The 13,107-nt window shown below is 60.2% G+C and carries 14 protein-coding genes and 1 pseudogene; 7 read left to right on the top strand and 8 right to left on the bottom strand.

Going from position 1 to position 13,107, the window contains the following annotated elements; all coding sequences use genetic code 11:
* Window positions 1-8 precede the first annotated feature (8 nt).
* Window positions 9-1,001, top strand: coding sequence for a hypothetical protein (locus C489_RS18745; RefSeq protein WP_006432940.1), 993 nt, complete (start codon window positions 9-11; stop codon window positions 999-1,001).
* Window positions 1,002-1,216: 215 nt separating this feature from the next.
* Here C489_RS18745 and C489_RS23140 read toward each other — a convergent pair.
* The 8 genes and pseudogenes from C489_RS23140 to C489_RS18715 all read right to left on the bottom strand — a co-directional run.
* Window positions 1,217-1,397, bottom strand: a pseudogene (locus tag C489_RS23140) (hypothetical protein); the annotation flags it as partial.
* A 54-nt stretch (window positions 1,398-1,451) separates the two neighbouring features.
* The gene (locus C489_RS18740; protein ID WP_006432939.1) at window positions 1,452-2,732 is read right to left on the bottom strand and encodes an RNA-guided endonuclease InsQ/TnpB family protein; all 1,281 of its coding nucleotides are present in this window, start codon (window positions 2,730-2,732) and stop codon (window positions 1,452-1,454) included.
* A gap of 109 nt (window positions 2,733-2,841) precedes the next feature.
* Window positions 2,842-2,982, bottom strand: a complete 141-nt coding sequence (locus C489_RS21960; protein WP_006432938.1) for a hypothetical protein — start codon at window positions 2,980-2,982, stop codon at window positions 2,842-2,844.
* Window positions 2,983-3,008: 26 nt separating this feature from the next.
* On the bottom strand, window positions 3,009-4,028 hold the full coding sequence (locus tag C489_RS18735; protein WP_006432937.1) for an SDR family oxidoreductase: 1,020 nt from the start codon (window positions 4,026-4,028) through the stop codon (window positions 3,009-3,011).
* A 2-nt stretch (window positions 4,029-4,030) separates the two neighbouring features.
* Window positions 4,031-5,563, bottom strand: coding sequence for a vitamin K epoxide reductase family protein (locus C489_RS18730; protein WP_006432936.1), 1,533 nt, complete (start codon window positions 5,561-5,563; stop codon window positions 4,031-4,033).
* Window positions 5,564-5,578: 15 nt separating this feature from the next.
* Window positions 5,579-7,552, bottom strand: coding sequence for a glycoside hydrolase family 15 protein (locus C489_RS18725; protein WP_006432935.1), 1,974 nt, complete (start codon window positions 7,550-7,552; stop codon window positions 5,579-5,581).
* A 12-nt stretch (window positions 7,553-7,564) separates the two neighbouring features.
* Window positions 7,565-7,930, bottom strand: coding sequence for an SPW repeat domain-containing protein (locus C489_RS18720; RefSeq protein ID WP_006432934.1), 366 nt, complete (start codon window positions 7,928-7,930; stop codon window positions 7,565-7,567).
* Window positions 7,931-8,003: 73 nt separating this feature from the next.
* Window positions 8,004-8,357: a four-helix bundle copper-binding protein gene (locus tag C489_RS18715; RefSeq protein WP_006432933.1), complete on the bottom strand. Its 354-nt coding sequence runs from the start codon at window positions 8,355-8,357 to the stop codon at window positions 8,004-8,006.
* Between the two features lie 340 nt (window positions 8,358-8,697).
* Between C489_RS18715 and C489_RS18710 the strand changes: the two genes are divergently transcribed.
* The 6 genes from C489_RS18710 to C489_RS18685 all read left to right on the top strand — a co-directional run.
* On the top strand, window positions 8,698-9,018 hold the full coding sequence (locus C489_RS18710; protein WP_006432932.1) for a hypothetical protein: 321 nt from the start codon (window positions 8,698-8,700) through the stop codon (window positions 9,016-9,018).
* A complete protein-coding gene (locus C489_RS18705) occupies window positions 9,006-9,587 on the top strand; it encodes a helix-turn-helix domain-containing protein (RefSeq protein ID WP_006432931.1) in 582 nt (193 codons plus the stop codon). The genes C489_RS18710 and C489_RS18705 overlap by 13 nt, the downstream gene beginning before the upstream one ends.
* Before the next feature lie 104 nt (window positions 9,588-9,691).
* Window positions 9,692-10,279, top strand: coding sequence for a hypothetical protein (locus C489_RS18700; RefSeq protein WP_006432930.1), 588 nt, complete (start codon window positions 9,692-9,694; stop codon window positions 10,277-10,279).
* Complete coding sequence (locus C489_RS18695) at window positions 10,276-10,893, top strand: glycoside hydrolase family protein (protein ID WP_006432929.1); 618 nt, start codon at window positions 10,276-10,278, stop codon at window positions 10,891-10,893. The genes C489_RS18700 and C489_RS18695 overlap by 4 nt, the downstream gene beginning before the upstream one ends.
* Window positions 10,894-11,087: 194 nt before the next feature.
* Window positions 11,088-11,822 (top strand): hypothetical protein, encoded by a 735-nt coding sequence (locus tag C489_RS18690; RefSeq protein ID WP_239642087.1) that lies wholly within the window; start codon window positions 11,088-11,090, stop codon window positions 11,820-11,822.
* A 333-nt stretch (window positions 11,823-12,155) separates the two neighbouring features.
* On the top strand, window positions 12,156-13,107 hold a 952-nt coding region (locus C489_RS18685; RefSeq protein WP_006432927.1), incomplete at its 3' end, for an IS200/IS605 family accessory protein TnpB-related protein.

Here is a 13,107-nt window from a genome sequence, read left to right as displayed (position 1 = left end):
GAGCTATAATGGATAACGGACGATCAGTCAGAGACTGGTTCTTGTTCAGCGCGAGCCGCTTGACCGTTACAGGAATACTGATACTCACCTGCTTCGTTCTCCTTACGGTTCTCAGTCTGCTTCCCATCCCCTTCCAGTCGATATTGACTGAGGGAGACACGGTCGAGACGCTGTTTCAGACCCTCGTCAGTGTTCTCATAACCGGAATGACGCTCGTTGTCTCGATCAATCAGCTTGTCCTTTCCGAAGAATTCGGATCACTGGGTCGACAACGCGAGCGGATGGATAAATCGATGGCGTTCAGGAAGGACTCCGAACGAGAGTTTCAATGGACTGGTCCCCCGAAGCCGGAGCGGTTCCTCAGTACGCTCATCAACACGAGCGTTGATCGAGCCAAGACAGTTCAAGAGGCCGTGAAGGGGAATTCCGACCAACTTCTTCAGGACCGGGTTGATCAGCTAGTCGACCGGATCACCACGAGCGCTGACGAAATCACCAGCGAATTGGAAGACGCACCGTTCGGAGAGTTCACGATAATGCAAGCTGCCCTCTCGTATAATTACTCGTGGAAAATTTACCTCGTTCGCCGACTGTACTGGGAGCATCAAGGGAGTTTGAGTGACGATGAACAGGAGGCGATTGACGATTTGGTCGACATTTTGGAACTGTTCGGTCCTGCAGAGGAGTTTTTCAAGGCCCACTATCTCCAGTGGGAACTGGTCAATCTCTCTCGACGGATTCTCTATACGGGGATTCCGGCGCTCCTCTGCTCGATCTATGCGGCGCTCTATCTGAAGCCAGAGGTCGTGTCAGGAACGGTACTCAGCGTTCCGGTACTCGTCTGGGTAATCAACGGCGGAGTGACGTTTGCGCTGATTCCGTTCTTTATTTTCACTGCATACGTCCTTCGGACGGCCTCAATCGCGAAGGAATCGGGAGCTATCGGCCCGTTCGTCCTCCACGAATCCGAGCGAGCACCGCTCATCAACTGGGACGAATAACACTTGTCTATGAGATGATGTCAATTCTGTCACCGACGCGGGTGATCTCTCACACTTACTGATCATTTTGTCACTAATCTTCAGTTCCAAAAAGACCGTTTTTCCGCCTCGTTGGATGGGAAATAGTGAGGGGCAGGATCTGATAACTGTGAGTGGCTGCCATACAGTATATATTGGGCGTACTGGAGAGATTCGGTTAATCGAGCCGCTGGAAAGGAGCGTTCGACACCGAGGTACGTCGGCGTCTGCTCACCGTGGGTGAGATGGACGAGGTTGATGATGAGAAACGCGAGGATCGCGCCGCTTCTCCAGCGCTGTGTTCGCGAAGAGGGGCTTGAAAATGGCCGCGAGCACGGGTTCAGCGACAATCCCGACCGCGATGCTCGGAGCCTTGACATCCTCCCTGCCCTGAAGGGCGAGGATTCCCGACCGTCGTTGGGATATTGTGGTTTACGACGTTACGTGTTCTTGAGGTGCGAACGCACCAGTTTCCTTGTCAAACAAGAACGTCGATGGCTGTGCCAACCAGCCGTTACTCCTATCACCGCCATCCGTGGCGGGACTCGGAGATACTTTCTTCCGAATGTTCTCAGCACCGTTCACGTCCGCGTTCGCCACCATATCGCACTCATCACAGACGTACAACCCGCGTTCAACACGATTGGCCTTCCGCGTGCGCCCACAGCACGAACATGACTTTGACGTATCACGCTCGGACACCTCTTCAACCGTGATGCCTTCCATTTTGGCCTTATATTCGAGCAGGTCGGTGAAGCGGTCGAACGCCCACGAATGTAGGTCGAGGTTGCCGTGCTTCCCCCAGTTCTTTGACTCGCCGTTCTCCTCGTCCTCACGGATACCGGAGAGGTCGCCCACCACAATCGTTCCAACACCTTCGTCAACACATCGTTGGACGATGTGTTTAGATAGTGTATGGAAGTAGTGGGTGCGGCGAGCAGATTTCTTCTGGTTCAACCGCGTGGACTGCTCTGAGTCAGAATCGTCACACTGGGCGATTCGCTTGCTGAAGTAGTAGTCGTCCTGCTTCAAGCAGTTGAGCGGATAGAGTTCGCTGTGGCCGTTTTCGTAGGCGAGTGCGGCGAAGTTGTTGATGCCGAGGTCAACGCCAACCGTCTTCTCACCGGAGACTTCCGCAACGTCGATTTCGACTTTACACACGAAGTGCAGTTCCCACTCCTCACCAGTCCAGACTGCACGTACTTGTTGGACGCTCTCCACGGTAGAGAGGTCAACATCGGGCTGAGTCTGATACTCGCAGAGGATAAAGTCCGACCAGTATTCTTTCAGGTTCGATCCTTTGCTGAGTCGGACTCTCTTGTACGTGGTGTCGAGTTTGAACCCTGCGTCTTTGAACGTAGTCGTACTTCGAGGGTGTTCGTCGCCGTGTTTGCGGTACTTCGGTGGGTTTGCTTTCGTGTCTCCGTTGCGTCGTTTGCCGTACCACCCGTTGAACGCTTCAGCGAGTTCTTGGAGGACTCGCTGACTTGACTGAGAATGCAGGTCATCGTAGCGTTCGTGCGATTTCAAGTACGTGGTGAGTTCGTTGTGGCCGGGGATATGGCATATCTCTGACCACACGCGGTCACAGACCCACCGTCCGACGTTCCAGAGTTTCGAGGCTGAGAACCCAAGCGAATCAAGGTCGTCAGACACCTGTTTCGGATTCCGTATGGAAGCAGTGTAGGTGCGGGTGACGACTTGTTCCGCCATACGTAACCTATGTAGATAAAACTACTTGAATGTGTAGATTCGGACGTGGAATATCCAGCCGTGCTATCGAACGGTGGAATGTGTAGGAGTTGTTGGATTCATCCCCGCCCTAAAGGGCGGGGCTTTCTCCTTGATTCTCCGTAAACCGCCGAGCGCGCGTCAGCGAGAACTCGATGGCGACGAAGAACGCGTTCGCCAGGATTAGCAAGAGCCCGGCAACCAGACGGACCACGATTATTCCGACGATCATGATTTAGCACTCACGATCTCAGTAAATCAGTTGGAGTCGGTCGATACGACGCGCCAACCGAGAACGGCGCTCGCGATCGCGGCTATGAGACCGGTGATTAGGGCGAGGGCTCGTCGATGCATCGACGCCTGCAGCTGGTAGCTCCGCTCGCGTGCCCGGTCCTCGAACGGGCCGCGAGCGCCGAAGTCGCCGGCCACCGGCTTGGTCAGGTTGTGCTCTCGATCGGGATCCACCGGCTCATCGGTCAGTTGAGAGTCGTAGCCGCCGCTGGCAAGGTAGTTGTCGAGTCGCCGCGGGATCAAACGGTTCCCGAGGATTGCTTTCACCGTCGATCGTCCGACCCATAGCTCGTCCCGGCCGTGGTCGACGGCCCAGCAGATCGCCCGAGCGGCGACCTCGGGCTGATAGATCGGTGGGACCGGCTGGGGTTTCCGTGGCATTCGGCTCTTCGACCACTCGAACTGGGGCGTATTCATCGCGGGCATCTGCACCATCGACAGCTGCACGTCGCAGTCATCGTGGATGAGTTCCGTCCGGACGGATTCGGTGAACCCCTGTATCGCGTGTTTCGCGCCGCAGTAGGCCGACTGCAGCGGAATGCCTCGGTACGCCAGGGCGGAGCCGACCTGGACGATCGTCCCCTCGTCACGGGGACGCATCCGCTCGAGGGCGGCCAACGTACCGTTGACGTAGCCGAGGTAGGTGACCTCGGTGACGCGGTGGTAATCGGCGGCAGTCATCTCTGCGGCTGGCGAGAACACGGACACCATCGCGTTGTTCACCCAGACATCGATCGGGCCGAACTCGTCCTCGACGGTCTCGGCGGCGGCCTCGACCGCGTCGGAGTCGGCCACATCCGTCGGGACGACGACAGCCTCGCCGCCGGCTTCCTCGACGTCTTCGCGCGCCCCTTCAAGCCCCTCCTCGCCGCGCGCGAGGAGGCCGATCTTCGCGCCGCGTTCGGCGAACGCGCGAGCGGTGGCTCGCCCGACGCCGGCTGATGCACCTGTGACGACGACGACTTCAGAGTCGGTAGTTCCGGACATAGTTAGCTACTGAGGGGGTTCAGTCGGTCGACTGTCTCGGAGGTGGCATACCGTTCCCAGCCGCCGTAACGATCCGTAATCGGTCCTCGCGGGACGCTGAGGACCAGGGTGAGCGCGCCGGCTATGACGGCGTTGATCGCGGCGATCGTCGGGACGCCAGCGAACAGCCACGGAGCGACGACAATCCAGACAGCGAGCGGGATATTGAGGAACCGAACGGCGCGCGCGGGTTCGCCGCTCGCGATCACGGTAAAGGAGACGACCAACGAACCGACCAAGTGGCTGCTATCGGCCATGAGCCCTGTCGTTCCGAAGAGAGTCGGCGAGAGCATGAGCCAGACACCGAGCGCCATTGCACCGAGCAGCGTCCACGGGATCGAGACGCCCCAGAACGGTTCGCCGATCGGAGAGTCACCGATCGGCCGTGTTCCGGTTTCGTCGACACCGGCCTCATCCTCGGGAATCGTGCCACCCATCCAGAAGGCGGTCCAGAGACTGTCACCTTGGCGCATCAGTCGGACGACGTACTGACCCATCGCGACCACCTCATCGACTGTCAGCGAGATCATCCATAGCATGCCGAAGGCCGAGAGGAGACAGAGGGTACACCACGTTCCGACCATGATCGGCTGCATGATGACCAGCAGTACCTGCATGAAGCCCAGCGGGATCACGACGACGCCGAAGAATGCGACCATCCACGGCATCGTCCGCCAGCGCCGGCGATCGCCCATGAATCCCATCAGGGCCTCGACCGAGTAGGCCACTGCGCCGAGGCCGGCGTCGGAGACCGGGAATGCCTTTGATACCTGAGACGTGAGGACCCCTTCGGTCCCGGGATTGTACAGCGGATCCCAGACGCTCTCGATGTAGCCCAACTGGAAGGCGGCCATGTACCACGAGGCGAAGAAGCCGAGTATTCCGAGTGCGATCAGCGGGGCGCGCTGGGCGCCTGTTGAGGGGTTGTACGACCAGCCCGGTGGGATGGTCGGTCCCTCCATCTCCGAGCGCATCACGATGAGGACCGTGAACGTGATCACCATGACACCGACGAGGGAATTGTTGGCGTACGCCGCTGCCGATGGTGCCCAGAACGCGATCGGCGAAAGCAACAGCCAGAGGCCGACGAACCCGTTAGCGTAGTTGGCGTAGCCGCTCTCCTGATAAATCGTGAACCCGGCCAGCGCGATTAGAACGAAACCACTGATGACGCTGTTCCACGTCATCAGTGTGCTCTCGTAGCCCAGCGTTGGCGCGCTCGCGAGAAGCCAGAGACCGAGCGAAATAACAGCGTACTGGACCCACACTTCCTTCGTCGGGTGGGCAAGCATCATGTCTCCCGGCCGCATCGAGCCACCGTCGTCTCCGTCATGATCTTCACTGCCGGTCTCGCCACGTTCCTCGCCGTTATCGGTATCCCGATTGCGATCACCGTCGTTTCCACCGCCACCGTCGACACTCGAGCGCCGCTCTCGAGCGTCGGTTGTCGTAGCATCCGGTTCGCCGTTCGAATCGTCGTGTCTGTCGTCGGTCATTGGTATGTTCGTCTCTCACCCGCGGTCGTTCGGCCGGCGAACGATCGCCCCGCTCGAGCCGCCATCTTGAAGCGACTCATTGCGTCCGAGCGCTACCGACTCGCCACTCGAATCGTTGGCGGCGAGATAGAGCGCACTGTTGAGCAGCCCGATGTGACTGTACGCCTGCGGGATATTCCCGCGCTGTTCACCGGAGTCCGGATCGATCCCTTCCGCCAGCAATCCGAGCGGACTGGCGTAGTCGAGAATCGCCTCGAAGCGCTCTCTCGCCTCGTCGGTCCGTCCCGAGAGTGCCAGTGCACTCACGAGCCAGAACGAGCAGACGACGAACGGACTCGCTTCGCCGGGGAGCCCGTCGTCACCCTCATAGCGCCGGACGAGACCGTCGTCGGTGGTCAGGCGCTCGATCGTCGCGTCGATCGTCCCCTGTACGCGAGCGTCGTCGGGCGGGAGGAATCCGACGATTGGGACGAGGAGATTCGACGCGTCAAGCACCTCCCCGTCGCCGAACGATCGCACGAAACTGTCCGCCTCTTCGCTGTACCCCTGTTCAAGGATCGCTCGGCGAACGTCGTCACGACACGACCGCCAATGCTCGACTGGCGCTGAGAGGTCGTCGGCCGCTTCGGCGAGTTCGATCCCTCGATCGAGGGCCGTCCAGCACATCACCTTCGAGTAGACGAACTGTTCGTGGTCCGATCGAACCTCCCAGATGCCGGCGTCGGGCTCGTCCCATCCCTCGCAGACGTAGTCGATGAGGTCGCACATCACCGACCAGTCATCGTACGTCATCGGCTCGCCGTAGCGGACACTCTCGTAGATTGCGAGGATCAGTTCACCGTAGACATCGAGTTGGTGTTGGTTCTTGGCCTCGTTTCCGATACGAACGGGGGCCGATCCCTCGTACCCGCTCAAGTGATCGAGGACCGTTTCGTCGGGGACCTCCTCGCCGTTGAGGCCGTAAACCGGCGGCACTGCCTCGGGGTCGTGGTGGCGACAGTGATCGAGACAGAGTTCGAAATACGAGCGGGCCTCCTTGAGATGACCGAGTTCAGATAGTACCCGGACCGTGAAGGCCGCGTCGCGGATCCAGTTGAATCGATAGTCCCAGTTGCGGACGCCACCGAGGTCCTCGGGCAGCGATGTCGTCGGGGCCGCACACACGGCACCGGTCTCCCGGTGGAGGAGAAGCTTGAGGACGAGCGACGACCGGACCGCGAAGTCGTGCCACGGGCCGCCGACGGGGCAATCGTCCCCGTCACAGTCGTGGGTCCACTCCCGCCAGTAATCGACGGTGTCGGCGAGCGTTTCCCAATGGGACGACGGCTCGTGTGGGATCGCTTCGCCGTAGCTCAGCACCAGCCAGCGCGTCTCGCCGGCTTCGAGCGTCACCGTCGCGTCAGCGGCGTGGCCGTCGGCCGACGGCTCGAGTGGAACGTCGCTGGACACGATCACTCGTTCGTCGTCGCCGGCCGCGACGACGCCTTCGCTTGCCGGTTCGACAGTGGGCACCTCTCGGGCGTAGTCGAATCGCGGTTCGAACGCGACCGCGAGTTCGATCGACCCGTCCTCACAGCCCAGTTGCCGATAGACGGCTGGCGGTCGGTCGCCTGTCCCGGATTCGGTCGCCTCGTCGACGGGCATGAAATCCGTCACCGTCGCGTTGCCGCCGGCGGTCCGAAACCTCGTCTCGAGGACGTTGGTGCGGTCGCGATACTGCTGGACGGATTCGAACGACTGCGTTGGCCGCACAGCGAAGTGGCCGCCGCGATCGGCATCGAGCAGCGCGGCGAAGACGCTCGGCGACTCCACATGCGGGAACGGACACCAGTCGATCGAACCGTCGCGACCGACTAACGCAACCGTGTTCCCGTCACCAATCAGGCCGTATTCCTCGAGGGGTTTGTACTGCATGATCACTGTGAGGTCCGGGTCGCTGTCCGCACGGATCGATCGCCGATCATCGATAACCGGTTCATCTCTCGTCACCGATCGTCTTTCCTATTGGGCAGTCGCTTGAAGGGTCGGAGCACTGCCAGCGACGTACGCGTTGTAGCTCCCGAAACTCGCCACGAGCGTGCCTGAGACGACATCGTTCCACAGCGCAACGCCCTTGAGACCGAGCGCAAACGGCGCGACGACGAGCCAGAGTCCGAGGACCGCGACGAGACCCGCGCCGGTTGCGCTTATAGGTCGCCGGCTGACGGCCCTGGTGTAGTTATAGCCGGCGACAAGGATGACCATAGCGCCGACGACGATGTCGTTCCAGCGACCGGCCGCTGACGTGCCGAGGACGAACGGAGCCACGAGTAACCAGTAACCGAGTACACTGTTACCGGCGATTGTCACTTTCGTCGTTGCGTCCATGATCCGGCGCTCGTGGTTGTCTCGATTGGGAGCGAGTTGCACTCGGAGCTACGAACCGGGGTGGACGGCATCCTCAGGCCGAAGCCATGTCTCGGCAGGTCTCCGCACAGTCGCGGAGGACGTCCGCACAGACCTGACAGTGCTCGGCGTCGTGTTGCTCGCATTCGTCGGCGCACTCCTCGCAGGCGTCGGCGGTGATCGCGGCGAGGTCCGAACTATAGCCGGAATTGCGTGCCATGAACCGGGCGTGCATGGTCGTCAGGTCGGCGACATCCCGGCACAGTCGGAGGCACTCGGCCATGTCTTCGCCCTCATCGGCGCACTCGTCGGCACACCACTCGCAGGCCTGTGCGCACTCGAAACAACTATCGATACACTCCTGCATCTCCTCGTTCTCGCTGACGTGGTCGATTTGGGTCAGTGCCATTACGATCAAGTGATCGACGACGACCGGCTTTGTTATCCGCAGGCCACGATGATCCGACCGAACGGTGAGGGGCGATACTGGCAGTGGGAACCGAGGGATGGCCGATCGGTGAGGCGCGGTTCATGGATGATTACCGTGGGCCAATAGGAGCCCTGAAACGATTGACACACCGATCGCAACGCTATCCTTCGATCGGGTGTGCAGTGACTTTCAAGAGCTCCTATAGCGACGAGTCCGCCGGCCGATATCGGACCGTACTCGAGATATGTCTCGATCCGATCGCCACGCCACTGAAATACCATGCCGCAGCTTAACGACACCCGGAACCGAACGCTCACGCGTGCCCCATTCCGTCGTCCACCTTCTCGGCGTCCCGTTCGCGATCATCGCCGGCACCGGCGCTGGGGTGTTCGCGCTCTTGTGCTGGGGGATCTTCCGCGACTCTCCTTTCGGCACGGCGATCGCTCTCCTCTCGGTCGGGATGGTCGCGCTGACGATCTACCACACGATGTTGCTCGTCGTCGAGCCGGAGTCACTGGTCCTCCACGTCCTCCGAAGCGCGGCGAACACGATCATCGCGATCTTCGTCGGCCTGCTGATACTCCGCCACCGACAGCTCCGCCACGGGAGAGCCGGAGGTGAGGGCGCGTGGTCGGACTAGACCCCTTCGTCGGCTACAATCTCGCGATCGGGACCGTCGTCGCCCTCGAGCTCCTGTATCTCCTCTCGCTCGAGGCGCCAGTGACGGCCTACCGTCGGTTCGTGCTCGTGACCGTTGCCGGGCTAGTGTTGGCCGTGGTTGGCGGGCCGATCGTCGAGCTAGTCGCGCCACGGTTCGTCCACTGGGTCCACGGCGTGGCCGCGTTACTGGTCGTCTTCGGACTCTATGATCCCGTGACGAACGATGTGCGGACGACCGAGTGGGCGCGCGTGCTGTTGACCGAGCCGTCGCAAATCCGACGACCGGCTGAGTGGATGACCCCAATGGATGACGAGATCCTCGCCGCGCTCCATAGTACGGATCTCGTCCTGACGCCGGCGGTCGTCGCCTTCAATACCGGATTCAGCCGGAAAGAAGTGAACCGTCGCCTGATCGAACTGGCGGACCACGGGTTCGTCGAAAAGGTCGAACGGGGGAAGTATCGGCTGACTCGACGCGGCAAGCGGTACCTCCAGGGGCAACTCCAGACGCCGCCATCGACGGACACCGAAGCCGGGGTTCGGAGTTGAGGCATCCGGCAAAACCAGCGCTCCGTTCCGTCCTCTCGATCACCCTTTGAATCGCTGCAAATCCGGTTGTGGGTTTTAGTGTTCTTGACCCTAGTTAGTACGCTGTGACGCTCGAGAAACTCGTCCGCGACGAGCGGATGAACGCCGTCATCGGATGGTCGTTGATAGGCATCGTTGCGCTGGGTGCCATCGAGAGCGTTCTTACAGGCGTGTTACTCTGGGGCGGATTCGAACTCGTGATCGTCGCTACGGTATCCGTTCCAGCGCTGCTCACTGGTGACTGGACGGCAATGGTTTCCTGGCCGCTCTCGGCAGTCGCTACGCTCTCGGCCGTTGCCGGTGTGGCCGGATTTCCGTCCGAAACCGTCGTGTATCTCACCGTTGCGACGCTCGCACTCATCATCGTCGTTGAGCTGGAGACGTTCGCGTCGGTCGAACTGAGTCGTCGGTTCGCGGTCGGCTTCGCGGTGCTGACGACGATGGCGCTCCAAGCGCTTTGGACCGTCGCGCAGTTCTACTCGGACCGGTGGCTCGAGACCGAGTATCTGCGTTCACAGACGGAACTCCAGTGGGATTTCGTCACTGTCACTGTCGTGGGGCTCGTACTCGGTGGACTCTTCCAGTGGTACGTCGTCCGATTCAGGCCGGCAGGCGCTCTCGAGCGGGCCACGAACGGAGCGGACTCCTCATGACGCTCGGCGACGCGCTGGGGCTGACGGACGCACAGGAGCGCCGTCTCGTTCGGGGCCTGCAACTGGGGCTCGCCGCGCTCCTCGGGTACGGGGTAGTGACGTTTCAGTTCGGCATCTCCGGAACGGCGGGATTGGCGCTCGGGATAACGCTCCTGCCGGCGTGGTTGCGTTGGGAATACGGATACTCGATGGACGCCGGCCTCGTCCTCTGGATCACTGCCGCCGTCCTCCTCCACACGATGGGATCGCTCTGGCTCTATGAAACGTACCAGTGGTACGATGAGATTGCACACACCGTCTCGGCGGCAGTCATCGCAGGTCTGGGGTATGCGGCCTTCCGTGCATTCGAACTCTATTCCGACGAGATGAACGTCCCCTCGACGTTTCGATCCGTGTTCATCGTCGTCTTCGTTCTCGCGATCGGTGTCATCTGGGAGGTTCTCGAGTTCGCCCTCGGCGGGGCGGTGGTCACTGTCTACGGAATCGACGATATCGTTACCGACTTCGTGTTCAATGCAGTCGGCGCAGTGATCGTCGCAATCTGGGGAACTGGCTACGTGAGCGAACTCGTCGGCTTCTTCGGACGACGACTTCGGTCCAAGCCGGAGAATTAGGGCTCTGGAAGCCCATAGCACAGCCAATCGAGGCTGCAAGAGCCAGCATGAGGACTATCTGCGGACGGAGTGAACGGCCGCTCGTCCGAGATGGACGTTGATTCACAATGAACGATCAGTCTGGCCGGAAATCGAAATCGCGACGATGGTTCGTGAAGGCGGGGTCGGTCGCCTCGGCTGCATTGGGACTCGGTATGACCGGACGCACGGTGGCACAGGAGACGACCGGAACCAACGACGGTGGCAGTGACGGGCAGTTTCGAGAGGCGATCGCGACCGGCGAAGCGTATTTCTCGGGCGCGGTCTTCCGGGTCGTCTCGCCGCCATTGCAGGATGCTCCCGTCGTGGACAATCCGGACGTCCTGCAGAACCACAACGTCCGCGTCATCGAACACTTCAACACGAACGAGGAAGGGTATCTCTTCGTGCCCCAAGATGCACAGATCGAAGAAGGGGAGCAGTACGTGTTCGACGATCGGTTATCGTCGCCGACCGAAGACGAGTTAGCGATCACCGATCTCGTCCGTGTCCAATATCGACCGCTCACTGACGAAGACCTCCCGTTCGAACTCGAGTCCGAGGAGGACTTCGAGATTGTGGATGATAATGGTGGCGAAGCCGCCGTTCGCCCGGATAACTTCTTCTCGAGTGCCCCGTTTAGAATCACGTCGGGACCGCAGGGCTGGGTTCCACAGGACATCGAGCAAAGCGGCCTATTTACGGATTACAATACCGTCCATGCCGAATACTTCGGTACGAACAATCAGTTCCTCTTCTTCCCACAAGAGGGAGCAGAAACGGAAGAGGGAGAACTCTACGTCCTTCGTGACGAATCTGAAATATTCGACCCAGCGGGTAATCTCGTTGCTGCCGAGTTCAACCTTGTCGACGAAGAAACCTTTGCTTTCGACGACGATTCCCTCCGTTGACGTCCTCCCCGGCCTGAAAGACGGGGCTTTCTCCTTGCTTTTCCGTGAGGCGAATCGACGCCCGCTCTGACCGCGATCGGCTGACTCATCCATCGGATCGGCGACCGTCTACAGGCGGAGCAGGCCGAGTGCCTCGGGGCTTGACCCCGAGGGTGAAGGCCGTAAGCTCAGGTGAGTGTTCCACTTTCACTGTGGANTCTACAGGCGGAGCAGGCCGAGTGCCTCGGGGCTTGACCCCGAGGGTGAAGGCCGTAAGCTCAGGTGAGTGTTCCACTTTCACTGTGGATGGCTGGCATTCAAGATAATCGCACTACTACACTGGTACTGGAGCGAATGACCGACGCACAGGCTCTCGTCAAGACGCTGGACTTCCAACTCGACATCCAGAGTGACAACCAGGGCCTGCTGTACGACGCCACACTCGAAGCGCGGTGGGCGTACAACGAAACCATCCGACTCGCCAAAGAAGGCGTGGACTGGGACGCCATACCCGACAGGGTAGCCGACGACGTTGACCTCGTGAAGAACACTACTCAGCGTGTTGTTGCGAAGGCACTCGGTGCGATGGAGAACTACTACGAGTACGACGACTTCGGCCAGCCGAGTCACACCAAGGACGGCGGGTACCCGCTTCGTGCGAACTACGAGGAAGGGTACAATCTGTCGCTCACCGACCACGGCGACGTGGCGTTCCGAATCAGCGCGAAGCCGTACAAGCACGTTGAGGGCGTCCTCAAAGGGAGTGATGCTCACCTCGACATTCTCAAGACTGCGCTCACGAGTGACGAGTGGAAGATTGGGACGGCTGAAGCCCTGTTCCACAACGACAACCCCGAGTTGCACGTCAATATCACTAGCACCGAACAGACCGTTCGAGACAAGTACGATTCACAGACGGTTGTTGGCGTGGACGTGAACGAGGACAACGTGGCTCTCACCGCTCTCTCAGAGGATGGCGTTGAGGACTCGTTGGTTATCGATTTCCCCGAAATCAAGTTCGAGCGCCACCGCTACTTCACGATGCGAAAGCGCGTACAGAACGCGGGAAAGGACAGCATCCACGACACACTTGGAGGACGTGAGGAACGGGTTGTCCGCGACCGACTCCACAAGGTGTCTCGGCACATCGTGGAGTGGAGCCAGCAGTTCGAGAGGTCGTGCATCGTCTTTGAAGACCTCAAAGAGATGCGCGACAGTATCGACTACGGCACGCGGATGAACCGGCGCTTGCACCATCTCCCGTTTCGTGCCCTTCAATTCTATACGTCGTACAAGGCGTCGTTCG

It is taken from the genome of Natrinema versiforme JCM 10478, assembly GCF_000337195.1.
GTDB classification, from domain to species: Archaea; Halobacteriota; Halobacteria; order Halobacteriales; family Natrialbaceae; genus Natrinema; species Natrinema versiforme.
The sequence above is the reverse complement of the archived record's forward strand: the minus strand, read 5'-3'. Positions and strand labels throughout refer to the sequence as shown.

Bases quoted from the DNA above. Each gene is read 5' to 3' on its own strand.
- C489_RS18720 (WP_006432934.1), bottom strand. From the start codon at position 7,930: ATGGACGCAACGACGAAAGTGACAATCGCCGGTAACAGTGTACTCGGT.
- C489_RS18740 (WP_006432939.1), bottom strand. From the start codon at position 2,732: ATGGCGGAACAAGTCGTCACCCGCACCTACACTGCTTCCATACGGAAT.
- C489_RS18690 (WP_239642087.1), top strand. From the start codon at position 11,088: ATGACCGGACGCACGGTGGCACAGGAGACGACCGGAACCAACGACGGT.
- C489_RS18745 (WP_006432940.1), top strand. From the start codon at position 9: ATGGATAACGGACGATCAGTCAGAGACTGGTTCTTGTTCAGCGCGAGC.
- C489_RS18735 (WP_006432937.1), bottom strand. From the start codon at position 4,028: ATGTCCGGAACTACCGACTCTGAAGTCGTCGTCGTCACAGGTGCATCA.
- C489_RS18715 (WP_006432933.1), bottom strand. From the start codon at position 8,357: ATGGCACTGACCCAAATCGACCACGTCAGCGAGAACGAGGAGATGCAG.
- C489_RS21960 (WP_006432938.1), bottom strand. From the start codon at position 2,982: ATGATCGTCGGAATAATCGTGGTCCGTCTGGTTGCCGGGCTCTTGCTA.
- C489_RS18730 (WP_006432936.1), bottom strand. From the start codon at position 5,563: ATGACCGACGACAGACACGACGATTCGAACGGCGAACCGGATGCTACG.
- C489_RS18695 (WP_006432929.1), top strand. From the start codon at position 10,276: ATGACGCTCGGCGACGCGCTGGGGCTGACGGACGCACAGGAGCGCCGT.